Here is a 21,546-nt window from a genome sequence, read left to right as displayed (position 1 = left end):
CACTAGCGGGTTCAAGGCCAACAACTGCATTCAACATACCTCGATAACGCTGCCTCGCAGGCGTTGGATCAAAAATAGTTCTGTCAGAGGCACTAATTGTGAACCGGGCAGAGTGGCGGCGCGTAAACCTGTGGACAGCGCTCAAAATCCGGAACCCAAAATGTCCTTCGACACCCCCCACCAATCACGCAGCCGCATCGCTATTGTCGGTGGCGGTATCTCGGGTCTGGCCTCTGCCTACATGCTGGCCGAGAGCCATGATGTGACCCTCTATGAAGCGGCACCGCGCTTGGGCGGCCATGCGCGGACGGTGATTGCCGGTAAGAATGGCGACCAGCCTGTCGATACTGGTTTCATCGTTTTCAACTACGTCAACTACCCTCACCTGACAGCCATGTTCCGCGATCTCAACGTGCCGGTAGAGCCTTCGGACATGTCTTTTGGGGCAACTATTGACGATGGCCGCATTGAATATGGCCTGCGTGATCTGCCCGCGCTTTTGGCACAGCCTCGTAACCTCATGCGGCCCGGGTATTGGGGCATGGTGCGCGATATCCTGCGCTTCAATGCTCGCGCCGAGGAGGTGGCTGCGCAGGACAATGAGGCGACGATTGGCGAGCTTATGGATGAGTTGAGCTTGGGCGATTGGTTTCAGCGCTACTATCTGATGCCGATCTCGGGTGCGATCTGGTCTACCCCGCCGTCAGAAATCCGGTCGTTTCCGGCTCAGGCGCTGATATCGTTCTTTCGCAACCATGCTTTGCTTTCGGCCAGCGGGCAGCACCAATGGTGGACTGTTTCTACCGGTAGCGCTGAGTATGTGCGCCGATTGACAGCTTGGTTGACCACGCGAGGGGTGAACCTGCGTCCCGGCACCCCGGTAAGCGCCGTTAAGCGGGATGCCGAGGGCGTAACGATCACGGCCGAGGGTTGTGAAGCGGCGCGGTTTGACGAGGTGATAATGGCGACACATTCCGACAGTGCGCTGCGCCTGCTTACCCAGCCGAGCACTGCTGAGCGCGCGGCGTTGGGGGCGGTGCGTTTTCAAGATAACGAGATGATTTTGCATGCGGACGTTGCGCAGATGCCGCGCCGCAAAAAGGCGTGGTCTTCTTGGGTGTATAAAGCCGAAACCGGGCGGGAAGAGCCGGCGATTGGCGTGACCTACTGGATGAACCGGCTGCAAAATATCCCGGAAGACGACCCGCTCTTTGTATCGCTCAACCCGGTTTGCCCGGTAGATGAGCGGCTGATCTATGATACCAAAACCTTCCGCCACCCGGTGTTTGACGCAGGCGCTCTGCACGGGCAGGACGCTTTGCGCAGGATGCAAGGACAGAACCGGACTTGGTATGCCGGTGCTTGGACGCGCCACGGCTTTCACGAAGACGGCTTTGCTTCAGCCGTACGCATCGCGCGTTCGCTTGAAGGCATGGCGGCGAGGATTGCGGCATGAGCGCCGCGCCGCAACATATACGGGCTCACACGGTGCATTCGCGGATTGGCGGGGTGGAAAACCGGTTCCGCTACGGCATTGATTATGTGTTGATTGACCCTGCAGAAAAAGCCGCTCCGGTGCTGTTTTCGCGCAATGGTTTTAATCTTTGGTCTGTGCAAGACAGCCACCATGGCGGCGGTGAAAAGCGTGGCCGGGGACGAGGTGCAACTTGGGTGCGAGAGCACCTGCAAAGCGCCGGTGCTCCCGAGGGGCTTGCGTTACGCGTGCTGACACAGCCAAGCTTTTTGGGTTACACTTTCAACCCCGTTTCCTTTTGGTTGGCCTTTGATGGGACTGAACTGAAGGCGGTGATTGCCGAGGTGGATACGCCCTTTGGTGACCGCCACTCATACCTGTGTCACCGCCCAGGCTTTGCTTTGATCCGGGCTGAAGACCGGATCACCACGCAAAAGGCCCTGCATGTTTCGCCGTTTCAGGAGGTGGCGGGGCAATATGCCTTCAATTTCGACATTTCGCCGGAACGCGTTAACATCAAGATCACGCACACCAACGGTGAGCACGGCGTGGTTGCCACACTGGCTGGTACCCGTGTGCCGCTAACATCTCGCGGTATCATGGCCGCGTCCCTGCGTCGCCCCTGTGGGGCGGCCCGCGCGATGGCGTTGATCCATTGGCAGGCGCTCAAACTCAAGCTCAAGGGCGCAACCTACCGTCGCCGCCCGGAACCGCCCAAATCGGAGGTCACCCCATGTTCTTCCTAACCAACCGCGTTAAACGCGCCTTTCTGGAAACCTGTGAGGAGATCAAACACGGCTCGCTCACACTACGCACGCCCGAGGGTGAGGTGCTGCGCTTTGGCCAGGGTGGCCAGCCGGAGGCGGAGCTTGCTATCCATGATTGGTCGGTCGTGACAGCACTGGCGTCGCGCGGCGACATCGGTTTTGGCGAGACCTATGTGGATGGCCTGTGGGACAGCCCCGACATCGCCGCCTTTATCAGGGTGGCGCTCAGGAACCTCGATGCGATTGATGGTTTTGCCTATGCGTCGTTCTGGTCAAACCTGCGGTATCGGCTGGTGCACTCGATGCTGCGAGCCAACTCGCCCCGCCAAGCAGCACGCAACATTCGGGCACATTACGATGTTGGTAACGAATTTTATCAGCTGTGGCTGGACGATAGTATGACCTACAGCTCCGCCCTGTTTGACGGCACCGACATGGATCTGACCCGTGGCCAGCACCGCAAGTATGACCGCATCCTCAACAAGCTATCCCCCGAGGGTGAAGGGCGTGTTTTGGAGATTGGCTGCGGTTGGGGCGGTTTTGCCGAACGGGCAGCAGACCGTGGGATGCATGTGAAGGGCCTAACGATTTCACCCGCCCAAAAGGGATATGCAGATGCCAGACTAGATGGACGCGCCGAAATTGCGTTGCAGGATTACCGCGAAGAGCGCGGCACCTTCGATAATATCGTCTCGATCGAGATGATCGAGGCTGTAGGTGCTCGTTATTGGCCAACCTACTTCCAGCAGATCAAGCAAAGCCTCGCGGAGCATGGGCGTGCGGTTGTGCAGGCGATTACAGTGCAGGATGGCTACTTCCCGATCTACTGCAAAGGGCAGGATTACATCCGCCAATACACCTTTCCGGGCGGGATGCTGCTTTCACCCGGCGAGATCACCAAACAGGCAAAGGCTGCCGGGCTTGCGGTGAAAGAAACCTTCGCGTTTGGCGAGGACTACGGGCGCACCTGTGCGGCTTGGGCGGAACGCCTTGACGCCGAGAGCAACCGGATTGCGCGTTTGGGTCATGGCGAACGGTTCATGCGCAACTGGCGGTATTACCTCTCGGTCTGTGCGGGTTCCTTTCAGGTAGGCCACACAGACGTGTTGCAGGTGGAGTTGGCACATGCCTGATCTTGTCGTTTTTCTGGCCGGAGTTACCGTTGCGCTGGGCCTGGTTTATGCCGCCCGCGCTTTTCTTGGCTTCAGGGCGCAGCGACCGGCGCACTATGAGAATACAACGCCCGTCTTCAACCCGGTCGAGCACCTTGGGCAGCGACTGGCCTGCGACGGCGTGATTTATGGCCCCTTTGGGCGAGTCCAGAGCCGTTTTACGGCGGTGATGGAGGGCAGTTTCCGTGGGAAAACGGGGCGTTTCCATGAGATGTTCACCTATGCAGATGGCGACACGCAAGAGCGCGAATGGGCGATTACGCTTAGTGATGGCGACCAACTCACAGCCGAAGCGGATGACATTATCGGGCAGGGGCACGGAGAGATAAGTGGTTCAGCCCTTGTGCTACACTACAAATTGCGGCTGCCTGAAAATGTCGGTGGGCATGTGCTCGATGTGTCGGACTGGATGTACCTGCTCGACAACGGCACAATGATCAACCGATCGGAGATGCGGAAATTCGGCTTCAAAGTGGCTGAACTTGTTGCAACCCTACGGCCCTTGCCTGCCGAGACTATTGCGATTGATGTCAAAACCGAGGATGCCGCAGCATGACCTTCAAGGGCAAACGCATTTGGATCATCGGTGCATCGTCGGGGCTGGGGGCAGCGGTGGCGCGCCGCTTGAGCCGTGACGGTGCCAATCTGGTGCTTTCAGCGCGGTCCGAGGATGATTTGAAAGACCTGGCCGATGAGATCGGCGGGGCTGAGATTGTGCCTTTGGATGTGACCGATCTGGACGCAGTTGAAGCGGCGGTCAAACACCTTGGGCAAATCGACCGTCTGATTTACAGCGCTGGTGCCTATCATCCCATGGCGGCGGACAAATGGAACAGCAAACAGATCCTCACCATGATCGACGTGAACTTGTCCGGCGCTATACGGGTGCTTGGTGGGGTGTTGCCGGGGATGCTCGAGCGTGGCGACGGGTGGATCACCTTGATCGGTTCACTCTCAGGCTTTCGTGGCCTGCCCGGCGCGCTTGGGTACGGCGCGTCCAAATGCGCGTTGATGCATCTGGCAGAGAACCTGCGGGCCGATCTGAAAGACACAGGCGTGCAAATACAGCGGGTCAACCCGGGCTTCATCAAGACCAAACTTTCGGACAAGAACGACTTTGACATGCCGCAGATCATGGACCCCGAAGAGGCGGGCGAACGCGTTGTAAAGGCCATGCGATCTGGGAAGTTCTCTGTCAGTTTCCCGGCGCCATTTGCCTGGTTATTCACATGGGGCCGCGCCGTACCGCTTGGCTTGTGGCAACGTATCTTCGCCTAAACGTTGCTGGCATCGGCCTCAATGTCGCGCGGGGTCAGAAAATGCAGCACGCGGCCTTGGCGTGGGACAAGATCGGCCCAGTCATCAATATCAAATTCAGTCACGGTGAGCGCACCGGTCGGGTAATCGCCAAAGCGTGAGTGCACGGGCGCGCTGCGAACCAACATCGCAGCGAGAGCGGCAATACCGGGGTTATGGCCAATCAGCATCACACGTTCGCCGCTGGCCTTTTGGAGCGCGCTCAGCATCCGGTCTGGTCCGGCGTGATAAAGCCCTTCTGAAAACTTCACCTCAGCGTCAAGCAGCATCAGCTCCCATGTTTCGACGGTGCGCGCTGCCGCTGAACAGAGTACCTGGTCGGGCATAAGATTGTTGTGGCGAATCCAATCGCCAAGCGATTGCGCGGCCTTCTGCCCACGGTCATTAAGCGCGCGGTCAAAATCATCGGCAAGCGGATCGTCCCATGCGGACTTGGCATGACGGAGAAGCAAAAGCTGGCGCATAAAACTAGGGATCTTTCAGAAAATGGGTCATGTGAAATGCAGATTGTGCCTCCACCCTAGGGTAGCTGGCGGACACGGGGCAAGCCCTTCGCACGGCGCAGCCCCGATAGCGGCACGCTGTCCCCTCGGGGCTGGCGACGTAGCTCCGGCAAGCGTCGGCGTCGTATCCATCGGGGGTAAGCGCCGCCACCGGGCAGGCTGTGGTGCAGGGCGCGTCGCAAGCAGGGCAGGGATTGGCGGCGGGGGCGCCAAGGCCAACCTCGCCCGAAAGGATCAGAGCTCCCCGGTAACTGGCCCAAAGCCCGGCCTCGGCGTGGATGAGCAGATTGACCGGGCTTTGCCAAGCTTGGCCGCTAGCGAGAGCCCAAGCGATGAAGGGCGCGTAGGGCGGGCCATCATAGGGAAAGACGGCGCGGGCACCGAGGGTTGCGGCCAGAGCACCAATGACCCGCGCTGACCAACGATCAAGCCGATCAGGAGCGCCGTCGGTGAACTCAGGGGACGTTTGCACCCAAGCCCAAAACCCCGGTTCGCCGGGGCCAAGGAGCAGGACAGTTTCGCCATCTTCATGAAGCCCGCCCATCACCGCGAGATGCTCTGCGCGTGCGGCGTCTTCGATTTGCTGAAGGGTCACGCCACCTCGCGGCGGATCAGAGACCCAGCACCGTGGTCGGTGAAAAGCTCCAATAGGCAGGCGTTTGGGGCACGTCCATCAAGGATGACGACAGCGCGAACACCGCCGCTAATGGCCAAAAGCGCAGTTTCGGTTTTGGGGATCATGCCGCCCGCAATTACACCTTCATCCGTGAGCTTTTTTACATGTTCTGGCGTTAGCTGAGTGATGACATCGCCTGCGGCATCCTTCACGCCGGCCACATCTGTGAGCAGGAGGAGGCGATCGGCCTTCAGGGCGGCGGCGATAGCGCCGGCGGCAGTGTCACCATTAATGTTGAAGGTTTCACCATCGCGACCAGCCCCAAGCGGCGCGACAACGGGAATGTACCCATCACCATGAAGCCGACGCAGCACATCAGGCGTCACCTCAACGGGGTCACCCACAAAACCCAGTTCCGGGGCGGAGGGGTCACAAACGATCATGTTTGCATCCTTCCCGGAGAGTCCCACGGCGCGACCGCCCTGATCGTTGATCGCCTGAACGATCCGCTTGTTTACACGGCCCGAAAGCACCATCTCAACCACTTCAACGGTGGCACTGTCAGTCACCCGCTTACCATTGATGAACTGGCTCTCAACACCCAGTTTGCCAAGCATTTCATTGATCATCGGGCCACCGCCATGAACGATGACCGGATGCACCCCAACTTGGTTCATCAGGACAACGTCACGCGCGAACTCGGCCATCGCCTCGTCTGAGCCCATGGCATGCCCGCCGAGCTTGATAACGACAGTCGCGCTTTCGTAGCGCTGCAAGTAAGGCAGTGCCTCCGAGAGGGTGCGGGCGGTGGCGATCCAGTCGCGGTTCATGGCTTGCTTCTTCATGGCTGATCTCAACAAGGGGGTGGCCTCTTGTTACGCGCAGCCACCCGCGGTGCCAAGCCCCGTGCGCGACCCCGCGCAGGGCGGAATCCCTTTTGTGGAATTTGCACCCAATCGTGCTTGGCTCCGGTTTTGCCCAACACTCAAAAGTGAGAGGCGCTTATGTGCTGTTGGCCGCTGGTCCCGCTGGTTGCATTCTCCCTGTTATGGGTTGTGGCGGCGGTGCTTTTCTCTCCAGCGGTCGCAGCTTGGGTGCGCGCGCGAGCGCACGCATCTTCGGCAGGCATTCCCTTCAAAGCTTTCCGCAGGCAGCGACGACCGGGGTTTTGGCGTAAAAGCTGGCCCACGTAAAACCGCACCGCCGCGCCAGCCTTTCGGGGCCTGCGAGGTTTGCCGAGGGACTGGCCGTGGGTGAAAGCTCTGCCAAGGTGAACCTTTAGAGCAGGCTCTTGATGGTCGCGCGTAGCGTGGCAATGCCATCGCCCTTTTCCGACGAGGTCACGATTATCGCGGGGAAGGCTGCGGGGTGCTTTTGAAGGGCGGCGCGAACTTGCTTGAGCACAGCGGCGCGGTCCTTTTCCTTCACCTTGTCTGCCTTGGTCATCACAACCTGAAAGGTGACGGCTGCGGTATCGAGGAGCTTCATGATCTCTTCGTCGACCGCTTTGATCCCATGGCGCGAGTCAACCAGCACAAAGGCGCGACGCAGGGTCTGGCGCCCTTGGAGATATGATTTGAGCAGGCGCTGCCACTTTTCGACCACCGGGATTGGCGCTTTGGCAAAACCATAGCCCGGAAGGTCCACCAGATAGCCCGCGCCAGACATATCAAAGTAGTTGATTTCTTGGGTCCGGCCCGGCGTGTTGGAGGCGCGGGCGAGTGCCTTTTGCCCGGTGAGCGCGTTGATCAGGGTTGATTTGCCTACATTCGAACGCCCGGCAAAGCACACCTCGGAGCGGTCAGGTTCTGGCAGGCCGTCCATTGCGACGACACCTTTGACAAAGGTGATTTGCCCGGCAAAAAGCTTGCGGGCGGCCTCTTCGGAGGCTGCATCGGGGGGCTCGGCCTCGGGGAAGGGCAGGGGCGCTTGGGTCATTGCAGGGATACCTCGTCACCTTCGCGGATGGCTCCACCTTGCACAATCACGCAGCGGACGGAAAAGTCTTTGTGGCCCCACCCATCAAGCAGCGCCTTCACGGTTGGCACATCACGCTCGCCTGTTTCGGGGTTCGCCATTGTGGTGGGGCAGCGATCTGTTCGCTCGCGAGGGACGAGCACGGCCTCGCCGATACGGATTTCGCGGCCGAGCCAATCCCACTCTGCCCAAGGCGCAAACCCATCAACCCAGAGGTTTCCACGCCAGCGCAGTGGGGAAATTTCCTGCCCTAACTGTTCTTCAACGGCGCGATGGCTGGCGCAGTTGCACAGGGTCACGGAAGGGAAATCGCTATCGGTAAAGCCTCGGCCCTCAAGTTTGACGACACGGTTGGGCGCAGGCTGGCTTTCGGGGGTCAACGGCGCGACCCACGCGACAAAGCGCTCCTGATCGGCTGGATCATCAAGATTGAAGCTTTGCTCCCCCAGCTGGGTATGGCGGAGATTGACCTCGCCACCACTTTGCAACCTGGCCCAGAAAGGAGCCAAGGCAGGGGTGCGTGACGTGCGCGAAAAATTTGAACAGGACGCCCATTCGGAGCCGTCAGCATCGCTGTCAGCATGTGCAACGGCCCAAACTCGATCACCGGGCATCGCCTGGCTTGCCTTTAGCGCCACTTGTTCCACGCGCTCGCGCCCGTGGCTCTTGATGGGATGGCGCCAAATTTCAGCCAAGCAACCGGTCATTTCTTGGGGTTTTCTGCCTTGGCCTTCTTGGAAAAGCCCGACTTGATGTTGCCAAACACGTCTGGCTTGAAGCCTTGCATCCGCATGATGATATACTGCTGGGTGAATGTGATCGTGTTGTTGGTAATCCAGTAAACCACAAGACCGCTGGCAAAACCGCCGAGCATGAACATGAACACCCAAGGCATCCAGGCAAAGATCATCTGCTGAGTCGGGTCAGTTGGCGCGGGGTTCAGCTTTTGCTGAAGCCACATCGAAATACCCAGCAGCAGTGGCAGGATGCCGATGAAGACCAAGGCCATGATCGAACCGGGTTCCGGCGGGCCCCAAGGCAGAGCGCCAAACAGGTTGTAAAGCGAGGTTGGATCAGGGCGAGACAGATCCCGGAACGGGCCAAACCAGGCCGCTTGACGCAGTTCCTCGGTAACGAAAATCACCTTGTAGAGCGAAAAGAAGATCGGGATCTGAAGGATAATTGGCAAGCAGCCTGCGGCCGGATTAACCTTTTCCTTCTTGTAGAGCGCCATGGTTTCTTGCTGAAGTTTCGAGCGATCGTCGCCGGCCTTTTCCTTCAGCTTTTCCATCTGCGGCTGGAGAGCCTTCATCTTGGCCATCGAAACCTGCGATTTATACGCAAGTGGGAAGAGGATTGCCTTGATGAGGAATGTCAGTGCGATAATCGCCCAGCCCATATTGCCGATGAGGCCGTTCAAGAAGTGCAGGGCAAGGAAGATCGGTTTGGTCAGAAAGAAGAACCAACCCCAATCAATGGTGTTAACGAAATCCTTGAAGTTCCTGTTGTCCTGATAGTCCTTGATGACCTGCCACTCTTTGGACCCCGCGAAGAAGTAGGATCGGGTGGTCATTGTGGCGCCGGGTGCGATCTCTTCCATCGGATGAAAGATGCGCGTTTGGTAGGTGTCGTCGGATTGGCGGTAGGTCACCGACAACTCGGCCGTCTGGCCCGGTTCGGGGATCAGGTTGGTCATCCAGTAGTGGTCGGTAAAGCCGACCCAGCCATCGGTTACGGCAGGAAAAACCTCACCGGGGGCTTTGAGTTGAGGGTTCACGTCCATATCGGCGACGTTGTCGTAATCCTCGAGAATCAGCTCCCCTCCGTGCTGACCAACTACGCCTTCGTGGATCACAAAGAAGTTCTCCAACTCGGGCAAGCCCTGCCTGGCGATGATGGCGTAGGGTTGCGCACTGCGGGACTGTTCCGTTGGGTTTTCGACAGATTGGTCAACGGTGAAGAGAAATTTCTCATCTACAGAAATCAACCGCCGGAAAATCAGGCCTGATGGGCTATCCCAGCGGAGGGTAACGGGGAAGCCGGGGCTGAGAACATCCCCTTCTTCCACCGACCATTCCGTGGAGAAGTTCGGCACTTCCGATGCTTCAAGCCCAACGCCTTTGCGCCATCCGTAGAGGGCAAAATATGGGTGGGCTTCACCGATAGGTGCGAGCAGCTTCACAATTTCGTCGCTGTCTACGTCCACAGTGAAATTCTTGAGGGATATATCATCTATGCGCCCGCCGGTCAGTGAGATCGACCCGGTAAGTTCAGGCGTGTCGATGCTGACGCGCGGCGTATTTTCTTCAAGCGCGGCAGGGCCATTGGCGGCGACAGAGGAATCCCCCGCCACTGCGCCGGGCACGGCTTCGGTACCAGTGGCAGCCTGCTCAGTCGCCTGTGGCTCAGCCGGATCGAGCGGGGGCTCTTCGGGTGGGAAGATGATGAACCACACGAGGATCACCACGAAGCTGAGCGCCGAGGCGAGAATGAGGTTCTTGTTCTGGTCGTCCATGAAGGGCACCGCGCACTGTTTTCAGGTTGCGGTGGTTCAATCCCCCGAGGGCCGAAAGGTCAAGCCGAAAGGGCCGAAATGTTACCATTTGCGCCGTGTTTCGGGCCCAAATGCTACTTGCGGGAGAAGCCCTTGAGCATCGGCGATTCGACAATCTTGGCGTTGTGCTTTTCAATCCAGCTAAGTGTGTCTTCAAAGGGCATGGGGCGCGCAAGGCCGAAACCTTGGATATGGCCGCATCCAAGCTGTGACAGCATTGCATGTTCGCCAATGCTTTCGACGCCCTCCGCAAGCGTATCGAGATCGAGCTGCTCTGCCATGAGCAGGATTGCAGAAACCAGCTTTTGCTGTTCGCGGTCCTCGTGGACGCGCATCACGAAGCTGCGGTCAATTTTGAGCCGGCTAACGGCGAAGCGGCGGATAGAACTGATTGAGGCATGACCTGTACCAAAATCATCAAGATCAATGGGGCACCCCATGGTGGCGAGCGCCGCGATGTTTCGGCAGATTGTGTCATCATCGGTTTCAGCGACGACGGATTCCAGCACCTCTATGGTGATACGCTCTGGAGGCAGATCAAACCGATCAATCTCCCACTTCACCTTGTCGGCGAGCTTTGGGTTGCGCAACTCAACGGCAGAAAAGTTGATACCGACAGTAGGAACATCAACGTTGGCACGGTCCCAGGCGCGCAGGGCGGAGCAACTATGATAGAGCATCACCTCGCCGAGCCGCTCCATCAGTCCGGCCTCCTCAACCGTAGGGAGAAAGTCCCCCGGGGGGATAAGCCCACGCTCGGGGTGTAACCAGCGGGCCAAAGCCTCAAAGCCGGTGATGCGCCCGGTGTCGGTGGAGATCTGCGGCTGAAAGTAGGGGCGGATCTGCCCTTCGGAGAAGGCCGCCAGCAAGTCATCCGTAAGTTCATGGCGCGCGGCGATCGCCGCTTGCATTTCGCCGGAGTAGGCCCGCACGGCACTTGGCCCGTTGGAGCGGGCCTCCTCGGCGGCAGTTTCGGCGGCCTCCATCAGCCCATCGGCGGTGCGCTTGGGGGCTCGGCTATTGAGGCAAAACCCAATGGATACCGAAACGTGCACAGAGGTTTGATCAACGGCAATAGCCTCGCCGGTCACCGATTGCAGGCGCTCTGCAACTCCTATGGCGGTGTTAAGGTCCACCCGGCGCACAGGGTCCAGCCCGACCACATAGCGCGGGCCTTCCAGCCGTCCGCAAAAATCTGCGCCACGCATGGCGCTTTCGATCCGTTCGCCGGTGCGGCGCAGAATCGTCTCAGATGCGGTGGTGCCGATCCGTTTGCTGATTTCGCCCCAATCGTCGATCTCGATCACGAAGCAGGCTGTTGACCAATTGCGCGCCTCAGCTCGCGGAAGCGCTTCGGCCAGAAGATCGAGAAAGTCATTGCGCAACAGCAGGTCGGTCGTCCCGTCGCGACGGCAGCGCAGATGATCGCCTTCAAACAGCCCGCCCATGAGTGCCAGCACCGGAAAGAGCAGGGCGGCGAGCAAGATTACACCCTCACCACCAAACCAGTATCCCCCCAAAAGCAGTGCTGGCAGAAACGTAAGCACTTGCGGCCTGAAAAAGCCCTGACGCAACAGGCGCCGCATCTTGATATAAGTGCTTGTAGGGCTCGTCATAGCCAAACTCTCCATCACTGGCGGCCTGAATAAACAGCCGCGTCTGACGAGGACGCTATGCGAGGCGAATGATCAGTTCCTTAAGGCCGGCACCAAGAAATCGCTCGAATTTTCCTCATCGTGAGGGGTATCTGCCCGCAGGAGACCTTCGAAATCGAACAGCTTGGGGTCGAGCAAGTGGGACGGGCGCGTATTGGAAAGGGCGCGAAACATTTTCTGCCGCCTTCCGGGGTGGTTGGCCTCCCATTGGTCGAGCAAAGCCCTGACCTGTTGGCGCTGAAGGCCGTCTTGGCTGCCACAAAGATCACATGGGATGATCGGATACTTCATCGCGCGCGCAAATTTTTCGCAATCAACTTCAGCCACATGTGCGAGCGGGCGATACACAAAAAGATCGCCCTCATCGTTCACAAGTTTAGGTGGCATTGTAGCCAGTCGGGAACCGTGGAAAAGGTTCATGAAGAACGTTTCCAGAATATCGTCCCGGTGGTGCCCGAGGACGACGGCAGAGCAGCCTTCCTCGCGGGCGATTCGATAAAGATTGCCGCGTCGCAGCCTTGAGCAAAGGGCGCAGAAGGTTCGACCTGCCGGAACCTTATCCATGACGATAGAGTAAGTATCCTGATACTCGATCCTGTGCGGAACGCCCATTTTTTCAAGAAATTCCGGCAGGACAGTCGCGGGAAAGCCGGGCTGCCCCTGATCCAGATTGCAGGCCAGCAGCTCCACTGGAAGGAGGCCGCGCCATTGCAACTCATGCAAAACGGCGAGCAGGGTGTAACTGTCTTTCCCGCCTGACAGGCAAACCAGCCACTTGGCCCCGCGCTCGATCATCCCGTATTGTTCAATAGCTTCCCGGGTATCGCGAACAATCCGTTTGCGAAGTTTCTTGAATTCGGTGGTTGCGGGAGCGCCGTGAAACAGCGCGTGAATATCGTCGGGCTCATCAAGCATGGGCCGGATATGCCAGATCGCACGCCCCGCGCAAAGAGGGTTTGGTGCGGTGCGCGTGCGCTTTGAGCCAAACGCCTGTCACAGATTAGAAAGGTGCAAGAAGCCGGCACCGCCCGTGCGCACCCACATCGGCGCGTCGCCGGAGCGCACGCGGGTCCCGCCGATCCAGTCGTCAACGCCACCGTCAGCCAGAAGGCTTGCGCCACCTGCGGCGAGCGCCTCGCCATAAGGGGTGAGTTGGACGTTCCGTGACATTGGGGTTTTGCCGGATTCACCCAACGTGAGAACGGGTGCTTTTTCTGGCAGGCGGGCAAGGCGATTGACGGTTTCCAAAAAGGTGAGATCGCCACAAGCGTCAACAAGCGGGGGCCGCGTGTCTCCAAGAGCCTGCGCGATGGCGCGGCTGAGAGGACCGGGGTGAGCGGAAATGGCGGCGATCAGCCGCTCTTCACGGGTCCCAAGGCCGGTTGCCGCATGGGGGAACCGGGCGAAATGGCTATCAAGTGCGGCCGCCATAATTGAGGGTAACGCCGGGCTACGGCGCAACGTGAGAAGTTGCTCCGGCGAGGGCGCGGTAAAGCCATCCCAGAGCGCTTGATACAGGCGCAAGAGCTGGGGGGAGAGGGGCGCGGCCTCGGGCGTGGCGGCGTATACTTCTTTAGACAAGAGGGGGAGGCCCGGAAGATCACCTGGCGGCAACATCTGATGCAGGGCAAGCTTTTCGGCCCATCCTTGCTGAGCCGTCAAGGCGATGGTGAAGGCCAATGCGAGTTGCTCTTGCAGTGTGCCGCCTGCCCAAAGCTCTATGCGCGTTGCCGCCTCGCCTGACCTCAGCAGCAGGCGGATATCCTCTTCGGCACGGGTGATGAAGCTGTCATCATCATAGCTTCGCGCCATATCCTCGGCCCGGGCCAGCACAAAGGCCACAGGATCATCCAGCGTGGGGACGTGGCCTGCCTCAAACAGATCAAACAGCGCGACCACGGGCGCATTGCTTCCCCGGGATTTCATCGCAGCACGCACCCGCCCGCCGGCCGTAAGGCCGGGCACGATATGGAGCGTTTTTCTCAATCTGGTACGTTGTCTACGCCCGATCCACCCCAAGGATGGCAGCGGGCGATGCGGCGCAGCGTAAGCCATGAGCCTTTGAAGGCTCCGTGCTTTTCAAGGGCTTCCATCGCATAGGCAGAGCACGTTGGTTGGAAACGACACGAGTGACCAACCCATGGCGAAAACAATAGCCTATAGGCACGCACAGGCAACGACGCGATATATGCGAGCGGGGTCATCCATGCACCTTGGCGAGGGCGTTGGAGAGATCGGCCTTGAGTGTGGCAAAGTCGCGATTGGCGGTTTCATCTTTGCGGCCAACAAGCACATAGTCCCACCCGGCACGACCTTCTTTAAGAAGAACCGCACGAGCGATCTCGCGCAGGCGACGCTTGGCGCGGTTACGGGCCACGGCATTGCCGACCTTCTTGGAACATGTGTACCCAATGCGGATGGCGCCACCAGCCTCACGCGCACGTCCTTGCAACAGAAAGCCGGGCGTATGCTGCTTACGAGCCGGTGGGCGGGCGCAGGCCAGAAAATCGGCCCTTTTCTTGAGCACTTCCAGACAAGCAGAAACCGCCGCAGGCCTTTCAGCCTCGGCGGTCATGTCTTGCTCCGTGCCTGGCGTGGGCTGCATCGCCCCGCCAAACCTTAAGCGCTCAGGCTCTTCCGGCCACGGGCGCGGCGGGCGTTCAGGATTTTGCGGCCGGCCTTGGTGGCCATGCGCGCACGGAATCCATGACGCCGCTTACGGACGAGATTGGATGGCTGAAAAGTGCGTTTCATCGCAGGTGCTCCGTCTCGGGCGGCCCCGCTCCCAACCGTAGGGATTCGAGGGCCAGTTGTGTTCGAAGCCCGGTGAATAGGGCGATCACCTTCTCAAGTCAATTGAGCGTTTAGGGTTTTTTGAAACAAAGAGGCAGACTGCCGCCTCAGCCCGTAACAATCGCTGCGTTTCGCACCCAGAATGGCACACTGGGTTCACTCGCCATCAAGCAGGCGTGATCTGAACAGCGCGTCGTGGGATGCGAGGCCATCTTCTGCCATGTATCTGTTCGGGACAGAAGGGACGACAAATGACAGAAGTTGCGAACAATGGGGCACACCGAAACCCATGGCTAAGGAGGCTACCGATTGTTGCGATATTGATTGCGGCGTTGATCGGGGCTTTTACGCTTGGGGATTTCTTTACCTTTGAAACACTGGCACGCCACCGCGAAAGCCTGAATGCGTTTCGAGACGCCAATTACCTTGTGACCGTGGCCGTCTTCATCGCCATATATGTCGCAATCGTTGCCTTCTCCTTGCCCGGAGCAACCGTGGCCACGCTGACAGGCGGCTTTCTCTTCGCGACATTCCCCGGTGCGCTGTTCAACGTGACCGCTGCCACCATTGGTGCCGTTTGCATCTTTCAGGCGGCCCGATGGGGGTTTGGCGAGAAGTTGAGCCAAAAACTCGACGCATCGGAAGGCGCGGTGAACAAGATCAAGCGGGGCATTGATGCGAACCAGTGGGAGATGCTCTTTCTGATCCGCCTCGTGCCCGCTGTGCCGTTCTTCGTGGCCAATCTGGTGCCCGCATTTGTGGGTGTTCCGCTTGCCCGTTTCGCGCTGACAACCTTTGTTGGGATCATCCCCGGTGCTGTGGTTTACACATCGGTTGGCGCTGGGCTTGGCGAGGTATTTGAACGGGGCGAAACGCCGAACCTCGGGATTATCTTCGAATCCCATATCCTGCTTCCCATCCTTGGCCTTTGTGCGCTGGCCGCGCTGCCAATTCTTCTAAAAGCCCTGCGCGGCAAGAAAGGTCTCTGAGATGGAAAGGATTTCTTGCGATGTATGTGTGATCGGGGCTGGCTCGGGCGGGCTTTCGGTGGCGTCCGGCGCGGCCCAGATGGGCGCAAATGTGGTGTTGATCGAAGGCCACAAGATGGGCGGTGATTGCCTGAACTACGGCTGCGTGCCCTCCAAGGCGCTCCTGTCGGCTGCACATCATGCCCATGCTTTTAAAACGGGCGCTCCGTTTGGCGTGGACCCAGCCGTGCCAACCGTCGACTATGCGGCAGCGAAAGACCACGTCGCTGAGACAATCGCTAAAATCGCCCCGCATGACAGCCAAGAGCGTTTTGAAGGCTTTGGAGTTCGGGTGCTCCGGGAATGGGCGAGCTTCATTTCACCCACCCAGTTGCGGGCAGGAAATCATGAAATCACCGCACGCCGGTTTGTGATAGCAACGGGATCTGGCCCGTTCGTTCCACCGATACCGGGGCTGGAAGAGGTGACATACCACACCAACGAAACGATCTTTGATCTACGCGAAAAGCCGGAACACCTGATCATTATCGGTGGCGGGCCGATTGGCCTCGAAATGGCACAGGCGCACCGCAGACTTGGCAGCAAAGTGACGGTTATCGAAGCGCAAAAGGCGCTTGGTAAAGATGATCCAGACCTTGCCGGGTTTGTCCTGAAACGGCTGCGCGAGGAAGGCATCACCATCATGGAGGGCTGCGAGGCCAAGCGGGTAAGCGCCGAAGGGGGTGTCACCGTTGAAACCTCGGAGGGCAACGTGACTGGTAGCCATCTGCTGGTCGCTGTTGGCCGCAAGGTGAATATTGATCGGCTCAATCTGAATGTTGCCAATGTTGACCATGACCGGGCCGTCACTGTCGACGCCGCTTTGCGTTCAACGTCCAATCGGCGTGTTTACGCGATTGGCGATGCCGCAGGCGGGCTGCAATTTACCCATGTGGCGGGCTATCACGCCGGGGTTGTCATCCGCTCAATTCTGTTTGGCCTGCATGCCAAGGCTAAAACAGATCACATCCCGTGGGTGACTTATACTGATCCAGAACTGGCCCAGGTGGGGCTTACAGAGGCACAGGCCCGTGACGCCCACGGCGCTGCCCTTGAGGTGATTTCACTTACCTACGACGACAATGACCGCGCCCGCGCAATGCGCGCTGAGGGGATGCTCAAACTGATGGTCGTAAAGGGGCGCCCCGTGGGCGCATCGATCGCTGGGCCACAGGCCGGAGAACTTATTGGAATGTGGGCCTTGGCGATCTCCAGCAAGCTCAAGCTCTCGGCCATTTCCGGTGCTGTCTTGCCCTATCCGACGTTGGGAGAACTTAACAAACGTGCCGCTGGTGCCTATTTCTCACCAAGGCTCTTTGATAGTGCTGTCGTGAAAACGGCTGTCGGGCTTGTGCAGAGGTTCCTGCCGTAGCTGCAAGGCCGCCAAAGTATGGTATAACACACAGGCAATGTTCCGAAATTCACTCTCCGGTCGCTTCCTGATGCTGACGATCCTTTTCGTCATGCTGGCCGAAGTGCTGATTTTCGTGCCTTCAATTGCGCGCTTTCGCGAGGATTTTCTGCTGTCGCGGCTTGAACGGGCGCAAATCGCCTCGCTGGCTCTGTTGGCGACGGAGGACATAATCGATGACGCGCTTGAAACCGAGTTGCTGGAGAATGCGGGGGTAATGAACGTGGTGTTGCGGCGCGACGAGATGCGCCAGTTAATTCTCACGTCGCCGATCCCGCAGCCTGTGGAAGACACATATGATCTGCGTGATCCAGGTGCCTGGGTGTTGATGCGAGACGCTGTGCGCCGGTTTTGGAAAACTGAACCACAGATCGTTCGTGTGATCGGCGATCCGGTCCGCGAGGCCGGACTGCTGATTGAGGTCACGATGAGTACAGCGGAATTGCGTGCCGCGATGGTCGACTACGGCCTGCGTATTCTTTGGCTTTCGGCGGCGATTTCTGTGGTGACAGCGATGTTGCTGTTTATGGCGGTGCGGACCTTCATCGTGAGGCCGATCCACCGGGTGGTCGCTGCCATGGCCAGTTACGCGCGCGCACCCGAAGATGCGCGCCGTATTATCGTGCCGTCTGCCGGTGCCACAGAGTTGCGAGAGGCCGAGGTGGCCCTGGCCGAAATGCAAAAAGAGCTGACAGGTGCCCTGAAGCAAAAAGACCGGCTTGCTCAATTAGGCGGCGCTGTTGCGAAAATCAGCCATGATTTGCGGAACATACTGACCACAGCGCAGCTCTTTGCGGACCGGATGGAAATGAGTGAGGATCCGGCGGTAAAACGCGCTGCGCCCAAGCTCATCAACTCGATCAGCCGCGCGGTGAACCTGTGTGAAAGCACCCTGACTTTCGGGCGCGCCGAAGAGCCGCGTCCCAGCCTCAGCCGCTTCCCGCTGGCACCGCTGGTTGGAGATGTGATTGACAGCGAACGCCTTGCCGCGGGCGATCACGATATTTCCTATGCTGAGGATATCCCGGCGGGTTTGACCCTGCGGGCGGATTCGGAGCAACTGTTCCGCGTGCTCTCAAATCTTGTGAGAAACGCTCGGCAGGCGATTGTTGCAACTGGCGAGCCAGGCGAGATTTGCATCGCCGGCCGTGAAGATGATGACGGTTGGGAAGTGACCGTGACTGATACCGGCCCCGGATTGCCTCCAAAAGCACAGGAACATCTCTTTCAGCCGTTTCAAGGCGGTTTCCGGAAGGGCGGGTCTGGGTTGGGCCTGGCGATCTCTGCTGAGCTGATACGCGGCCATGGAGGTACGCTCGATCTGCGCTCAACCGGCCCGGAAGGCACCACTTTTGCCATCATGCTTCCACGGGAAGTAGTGGAAAGTGATGCTTCACTCCCTCTCACATCGGAAGCGGCAGCAGAATAGCCTACCCAAAGGCACCAGATTTCCTGCTCTTCCCCCTTGCAATGCCTTAGAGGGGGGGGTAAGTCACGGCTCCACGCGCTGGTAGCTCAGTTGGATAGAGTACTTGACTACGAATCAAGGGGTCGGGGGTTCGAATCCTCCCCAGCGCGCCATTTTAACTTTTGCCAGATGCCAAGCAAAACCGACTTTTGTGACAGGTAACTGACCCAAGTCGGCGGAATTTCCTGAAATCATAGCAGCGTTTCTCAGTTGAGCTGGTGATCGTAAGATCCGGCCAATCCAGCCTTTGTCTGATCTCGGAAGCCTCGCTTGGTCAAAAGCCTACCTGCCACTCCCGGAACGAATTTCCCGCAGTTGCCGCTGACGGTGGCACATGCCGCGTGCGAGCCGGCTACTTCCTTGCTGTCGCGGCTTGCGGCCAGGAACGGCGCAATATCGATGCAGAGGTTCTGCGGGGACATTGCCTTTCCGATCGGCCCGCTCTTTCGTGGTGAGAAGGTAGCCATAGAACAATTGGCCCAGCTTGCAGGGTGTGATGTGGGCGCGTTGGAGCGGGTTTCTATCCGCCATCTCGGCAAGGGGCATTTTCGCCTGAGAGAAGAATTTGCCTCCCTTCAGAGCTTTCAACGCACGCGCATCCGCGTCTGCCCGGAGTGTATACGGTCCGAAATGCCATCAGCAGCGGAGTCGTGGCGTGTGCCGCGTCGCCTCCAGTGGAAATTTTCGTCAATCAGGAGCTGCCCGGAACACGGCAGCATGCTCGCATGCCTTCCAGTTGAGAAATACAACAAGGACGCCAGAGATTTCGCGGCGCAGCTGCGAAAACACCACGGTTGGATTTTGGATCAGCCGGTGCTCAAGGCGACTCCTAGTCCTTTCGAGGCATATCTCACGAACCGCATCCTGAGCGGGCGGGGCGACCGATGGATCGACCGCCTCGAACTCAACGTGGCGTCACGGGCATGTGAAGTGCTGGGGCTGCGTATCGCAAAGGGGCCAGATGCTGCGCTGGCGGGGCACAGTGAGCGAGATTGGATGACCTATGGTGCCTTGGGCTACGACATACTGAAAGATGGTCCTGTAGCCCTTACCGACTGTCTTGCCGCCATGGCTCATGAGGACGGCGCGGACGGCAGGTTCTTTGGTCGACTCTTTGGCCCTTGGATGGCGTGGCTGAAGAGCCGGAGCCTCGGCGATGAATTCGAGCCCCTGCGTGACGTTGTGCGGCGACACGTTTTCAACAATTTTTCCGTCAGAAAAGGGGTGCTGGTGCTGGGCGTGCCTTCGGAGGGCAAGGCTTCGTCGAACCCACAGAAGTCAATCTCACTAAAAGGGGTCGCCAAGCGCAATGCTGAAGACCTGATTTATCGAGGTCTCGCAACGCGTGACGCTGACGGCAGTATCGTACCGATGAGTTTTGTTACCCAAAGAATGCTCGACGCCTACGAGCGCGAGAAGAAGTCCTTTCGAAACGCAAAGTGTTCATCTGAAGGTAGAAAATCCGGAACATCTATTATGGACGAAACCGATCTCGCACGGGAGAGCCGCTTTTCCATCGGTGACGCCGCCGGACAGTTAAGAGTGACGGCCAAAACAGTAGGATATTTGATCCAACATGGAATGTTGTGCGGGGTGGATACCTCAGAGCTCTACCGCCGAGGGGCGACTGTTGTTACCGCTGACAGTCTGACGCGTTTCCGAGAGACCTTTATTTCCTTGGGCGAGTTCGCGGAAGTCGTGCAGCGCCCACAAGGCTCACTTTCGATGAAGCTTAGAAATACCAATGTGGCCCTGTTGGCGATGCCTCATGATCTAAGCCGGATCTACTGGCGTGAGGATGTAGATGCCTATCTAACAACCGAAAAATGACCCTTTCGGCCCACAGCGGACCTTGGTACCAGGCACAGTAGATCGCCGATCACAGCCGATTCTGTCGAAAAACTCTTTGCTGCATCTGCAAATTTCGTAAAAAGTGGGAAATCGTTCCCTCGAAACCTGATTTCTCCCACTGACGCTGTCAAAATTTTAGTAAATCAGAACTTTGTTCTGCCAAATTTAGAGCCAACGCGCTGAATCAGAGTTTTTCAACACAATACGCCCCTTCTGCGTTATGCATGCCGTTGCACTACATGGTTAAGCGCTCCTTCGTATTCCTGAGGAGGTATTGTGACGCCTTTAGTATGGGCAACTCTGCAACGACGGATGGGAGCAGGAGCAAGATCACCCCGAAGGAGCCTAAAAACATCCAGTCGACGCCATGAACTTCGAATCCGAAGGGGAGATCGAAGGCCAAGGCGATGTTCTGCATCATGAAGTAAATTGTCGCGCAGAAATAGACATCGTCGCGGATCCTTAAAAAAAGCTGTCCGAGCGGTGAATAGTTTCGCTTCCTGCGGCCCTGACTTTCTCTTCGCAGCGTTCTCCAGACACCTTCATCCCTTGTCTTCCGCCACGTCGTACCGGGCGAGAGGTCCGCGGCTTCAAGCCCACAAGCTCTGCGGTTAACTGATCGCTCGCCAACGGATCGATCTTGAACGCTTGGATGATCGCGAGCCGTGTCGTTAGAGGAAGCTCACGCTCTCCACGCTCGTAGCGACGCAGTGCGCGGTCTGACAAACCGATGACCGTCGCGAAATGTGACTGGCTCATCCCTGAAGACATACGAAGCGCCAACAGATTGGTTGCACCTATCTGCCGAGCAATCGATTCGTAATGTTTGTCCGAACTGGCCAAATCCCTTGATCCAATGGATGAGCCTCAAAAAGGCGACTCAGGAACCTTAGCTGAGAAAGCGCTTTAGCGGTCAAGAAATCAAGGTAGGTGGACCGATTGGTCCGCGCGGACCAATCG

General features: G+C 58.4%; 22 protein-coding genes and 1 tRNA gene. 10 read left to right on the top strand and 13 right to left on the bottom strand.

Annotation, left to right across the window (positions count from 1 at the left end):
- Positions 1-160: 160 nt before the first annotated feature.
- From P1U55_RS04330 to P1U55_RS04310, 5 genes are read left to right on the top strand one after another with little or no spacing between them, the layout of a single operon-like run.
- Positions 161-1,456, top strand: coding sequence for an FAD-dependent oxidoreductase (locus P1U55_RS04330; RefSeq protein WP_301046276.1), 1,296 nt, complete (start codon positions 161-163; stop codon positions 1,454-1,456).
- The gene (locus tag P1U55_RS04325; protein ID WP_301046275.1) at positions 1,453-2,220 is read left to right on the top strand and encodes a DUF1365 domain-containing protein; all 768 of its coding nucleotides are present in this window, start codon (positions 1,453-1,455) and stop codon (positions 2,218-2,220) included. The genes P1U55_RS04330 and P1U55_RS04325 overlap by 4 nt, the downstream gene beginning before the upstream one ends.
- Positions 2,208-3,374: a cyclopropane-fatty-acyl-phospholipid synthase family protein gene (locus P1U55_RS04320; protein ID WP_301046274.1), complete on the top strand. Its 1,167-nt coding sequence runs from the start codon at positions 2,208-2,210 to the stop codon at positions 3,372-3,374. The genes P1U55_RS04325 and P1U55_RS04320 overlap by 13 nt, the downstream gene beginning before the upstream one ends.
- Complete coding sequence (locus tag P1U55_RS04315; protein WP_301046273.1) at positions 3,367-3,969, top strand: DUF3833 family protein; 603 nt, start codon at positions 3,367-3,369, stop codon at positions 3,967-3,969. Before P1U55_RS04320 ends, P1U55_RS04315 begins: the two co-directional genes overlap by 8 nt.
- Positions 3,966-4,691: an SDR family NAD(P)-dependent oxidoreductase gene (locus P1U55_RS04310; protein WP_301046272.1), complete on the top strand. Its 726-nt coding sequence runs from the start codon at positions 3,966-3,968 to the stop codon at positions 4,689-4,691. The genes P1U55_RS04315 and P1U55_RS04310 overlap by 4 nt, the downstream gene beginning before the upstream one ends.
- On the opposite strand, the gene P1U55_RS04305 is transcribed toward P1U55_RS04310, so the two are convergent.
- The 12 genes from P1U55_RS04305 to rpmH form a co-directional block, all read right to left on the bottom strand.
- Positions 4,688-5,194, bottom strand: a complete 507-nt coding sequence (locus P1U55_RS04305; protein WP_301046271.1) for a histidine phosphatase family protein — start codon at positions 5,192-5,194, stop codon at positions 4,688-4,690. The genes P1U55_RS04310 and P1U55_RS04305 overlap by 4 nt on opposite strands.
- Before the next feature lie 4 nt (positions 5,195-5,198).
- On the bottom strand, positions 5,199-5,828 hold the full coding sequence (locus P1U55_RS04300) for a ferredoxin (protein WP_301046270.1): 630 nt from the start codon (positions 5,826-5,828) through the stop codon (positions 5,199-5,201).
- On the bottom strand, positions 5,825-6,694 hold the full coding sequence (gene argB, locus P1U55_RS04295; protein ID WP_301046269.1) for an acetylglutamate kinase: 870 nt from the start codon (positions 6,692-6,694) through the stop codon (positions 5,825-5,827). Before argB ends, P1U55_RS04300 begins: the two co-directional genes overlap by 4 nt.
- A 433-nt stretch (positions 6,695-7,127) precedes the next feature.
- Positions 7,128-7,787, bottom strand: coding sequence for a ribosome biogenesis GTP-binding protein YihA/YsxC (yihA, locus tag P1U55_RS04290; protein WP_301046268.1), 660 nt, complete (start codon positions 7,785-7,787; stop codon positions 7,128-7,130).
- Positions 7,784-8,533: an MOSC N-terminal beta barrel domain-containing protein gene (locus tag P1U55_RS04285; RefSeq protein ID WP_301046267.1), complete on the bottom strand. Its 750-nt coding sequence runs from the start codon at positions 8,531-8,533 to the stop codon at positions 7,784-7,786. The genes yihA and P1U55_RS04285 overlap by 4 nt, the downstream gene beginning before the upstream one ends.
- A complete protein-coding gene (gene yidC / locus P1U55_RS04280) occupies positions 8,530-10,341 on the bottom strand; it encodes a membrane protein insertase YidC (protein WP_301046266.1) in 1,812 nt (603 codons plus the stop codon). The genes P1U55_RS04285 and yidC overlap by 4 nt, the downstream gene beginning before the upstream one ends.
- A 113-nt stretch (positions 10,342-10,454) precedes the next feature.
- Positions 10,455-11,996 carry a bifunctional diguanylate cyclase/phosphodiesterase gene (locus P1U55_RS04275; protein ID WP_301046265.1) on the bottom strand — a complete coding sequence of 514 codons (1,542 nt, stop codon included), beginning with the start codon at positions 11,994-11,996 and terminating at the stop codon, positions 10,455-10,457.
- Positions 11,997-12,068: 72 nt separating this feature from the next.
- Positions 12,069-12,950 carry a tRNA 2-thiocytidine(32) synthetase TtcA gene (ttcA, locus tag P1U55_RS04270; RefSeq protein ID WP_301046264.1) on the bottom strand — a complete coding sequence of 294 codons (882 nt, stop codon included), beginning with the start codon at positions 12,948-12,950 and terminating at the stop codon, positions 12,069-12,071.
- Positions 12,951-13,028: 78 nt separating this feature from the next.
- Entirely contained in the window at positions 13,029-14,090 is a 1,062-nt protein-coding gene (locus tag P1U55_RS04265) for a DUF1835 domain-containing protein (protein ID WP_301046263.1), read from the bottom strand.
- Positions 14,018-14,239: a membrane protein insertion efficiency factor YidD gene (gene yidD, locus P1U55_RS04260; RefSeq protein WP_301046262.1), complete on the bottom strand. Its 222-nt coding sequence runs from the start codon at positions 14,237-14,239 to the stop codon at positions 14,018-14,020. Before yidD ends, P1U55_RS04265 begins: the two co-directional genes overlap by 73 nt.
- Positions 14,236-14,610 (bottom strand): ribonuclease P protein component, encoded by a 375-nt coding sequence (gene rnpA, locus P1U55_RS04255; protein ID WP_301046261.1) that lies wholly within the window; start codon positions 14,608-14,610, stop codon positions 14,236-14,238. Before rnpA ends, yidD begins: the two co-directional genes overlap by 4 nt.
- Positions 14,611-14,654: 44 nt before the next feature.
- The gene (rpmH, locus tag P1U55_RS04250) at positions 14,655-14,789 is read right to left on the bottom strand and encodes a 50S ribosomal protein L34 (RefSeq protein ID WP_012177012.1); all 135 of its coding nucleotides are present in this window, start codon (positions 14,787-14,789) and stop codon (positions 14,655-14,657) included.
- A 290-nt stretch (positions 14,790-15,079) separates the two neighbouring features.
- On the opposite strand from rpmH, the gene P1U55_RS04245 reads away from it, so the two are divergent.
- From P1U55_RS04245 to P1U55_RS04225, 5 genes are all read left to right on the top strand, one after another.
- Entirely contained in the window at positions 15,080-15,817 is a 738-nt protein-coding gene (locus P1U55_RS04245) for a VTT domain-containing protein (RefSeq protein ID WP_301046260.1), read from the top strand.
- A 1-nt stretch (position 15,818) separates the two neighbouring features.
- A complete protein-coding gene (locus tag P1U55_RS04240; protein ID WP_301046259.1) occupies positions 15,819-17,228 on the top strand; it encodes an FAD-dependent oxidoreductase in 1,410 nt (469 codons plus the stop codon).
- Positions 17,229-17,265: 37 nt separating this feature from the next.
- Positions 17,266-18,696 carry a HAMP domain-containing sensor histidine kinase gene (locus tag P1U55_RS04235; RefSeq protein WP_301046325.1) on the top strand — a complete coding sequence of 477 codons (1,431 nt, stop codon included), beginning with the start codon at positions 17,266-17,268 and terminating at the stop codon, positions 18,694-18,696.
- 75 nt (positions 18,697-18,771) lie between these two features.
- A tRNA-Arg gene (locus tag P1U55_RS04230) sits at positions 18,772-18,848 on the top strand.
- A 214-nt stretch (positions 18,849-19,062) separates the two neighbouring features.
- The gene (locus tag P1U55_RS04225) at positions 19,063-20,565 is read left to right on the top strand and encodes a TniQ family protein (protein WP_301046324.1); all 1,503 of its coding nucleotides are present in this window, start codon (positions 19,063-19,065) and stop codon (positions 20,563-20,565) included.
- 483 nt (positions 20,566-21,048) lie between these two features.
- Here the strand turns inward: P1U55_RS04225 and P1U55_RS04220 are convergent, their stop codons facing one another.
- Positions 21,049-21,429, bottom strand: coding sequence for a helix-turn-helix transcriptional regulator (locus P1U55_RS04220; protein WP_301046258.1), 381 nt, complete (start codon positions 21,427-21,429; stop codon positions 21,049-21,051).
- Positions 21,430-21,546 lie beyond the last annotated feature (117 nt).

The organism is Vannielia sp. (genome assembly GCF_029212645.1).
GTDB lineage: Bacteria > Pseudomonadota > Alphaproteobacteria > Rhodobacterales > Rhodobacteraceae > Vannielia.
Note: the sequence above shows the minus strand (reverse complement) of the source record. Positions and strands in the feature narration are given on the sequence as shown.

What these genes read in the sequence shown, in the direction of transcription:
- P1U55_RS04305 (WP_301046271.1), bottom strand. Translation starts at nt 5,194, where the DNA reads ATGCGCCAGCTTTTGCTTCTCCGTCATGCCAAGTCCGCATGGGACGAT.
- P1U55_RS04320 (WP_301046274.1), top strand. Translation starts at nt 2,208, where the DNA reads ATGTTCTTCCTAACCAACCGCGTTAAACGCGCCTTTCTGGAAACCTGT.
- P1U55_RS04265 (WP_301046263.1), bottom strand. Translation starts at nt 14,090, where the DNA reads ATGGCTTACGCTGCGCCGCATCGCCCGCTGCCATCCTTGGGGTGGATC.
- yidD (WP_301046262.1), bottom strand. Translation starts at nt 14,239, where the DNA reads ATGACCCCGCTCGCATATATCGCGTCGTTGCCTGTGCGTGCCTATAGG.
- P1U55_RS04310 (WP_301046272.1), top strand. Translation starts at nt 3,966, where the DNA reads ATGACCTTCAAGGGCAAACGCATTTGGATCATCGGTGCATCGTCGGGG.
- P1U55_RS04240 (WP_301046259.1), top strand. Translation starts at nt 15,819, where the DNA reads ATGGAAAGGATTTCTTGCGATGTATGTGTGATCGGGGCTGGCTCGGGC.
- P1U55_RS04245 (WP_301046260.1), top strand. Translation starts at nt 15,080, where the DNA reads ATGACAGAAGTTGCGAACAATGGGGCACACCGAAACCCATGGCTAAGG.
- P1U55_RS04315 (WP_301046273.1), top strand. Translation starts at nt 3,367, where the DNA reads ATGCCTGATCTTGTCGTTTTTCTGGCCGGAGTTACCGTTGCGCTGGGC.
- yidC (WP_301046266.1), bottom strand. Translation starts at nt 10,341, where the DNA reads ATGGACGACCAGAACAAGAACCTCATTCTCGCCTCGGCGCTCAGCTTC.
- P1U55_RS04330 (WP_301046276.1), top strand. Translation starts at nt 161, where the DNA reads ATGTCCTTCGACACCCCCCACCAATCACGCAGCCGCATCGCTATTGTC.
- rnpA (WP_301046261.1), bottom strand. Translation starts at nt 14,610, where the DNA reads ATGACCGCCGAGGCTGAAAGGCCTGCGGCGGTTTCTGCTTGTCTGGAA.
- P1U55_RS04325 (WP_301046275.1), top strand. Translation starts at nt 1,453, where the DNA reads ATGAGCGCCGCGCCGCAACATATACGGGCTCACACGGTGCATTCGCGG.
- rpmH (WP_012177012.1), bottom strand. Translation starts at nt 14,789, where the DNA reads ATGAAACGCACTTTTCAGCCATCCAATCTCGTCCGTAAGCGGCGTCAT.
- argB (WP_301046269.1), bottom strand. Translation starts at nt 6,694, where the DNA reads ATGAAGAAGCAAGCCATGAACCGCGACTGGATCGCCACCGCCCGCACC.
- P1U55_RS04275 (WP_301046265.1), bottom strand. Translation starts at nt 11,996, where the DNA reads ATGACGAGCCCTACAAGCACTTATATCAAGATGCGGCGCCTGTTGCGT.
- ttcA (WP_301046264.1), bottom strand. Translation starts at nt 12,950, where the DNA reads ATGCTTGATGAGCCCGACGATATTCACGCGCTGTTTCACGGCGCTCCC.
- yihA (WP_301046268.1), bottom strand. Translation starts at nt 7,787, where the DNA reads ATGACCCAAGCGCCCCTGCCCTTCCCCGAGGCCGAGCCCCCCGATGCA.
- P1U55_RS04285 (WP_301046267.1), bottom strand. Translation starts at nt 8,533, where the DNA reads ATGACCGGTTGCTTGGCTGAAATTTGGCGCCATCCCATCAAGAGCCAC.
- P1U55_RS04235 (WP_301046325.1), top strand. Translation starts at nt 17,266, where the DNA reads ATGTTCCGAAATTCACTCTCCGGTCGCTTCCTGATGCTGACGATCCTT.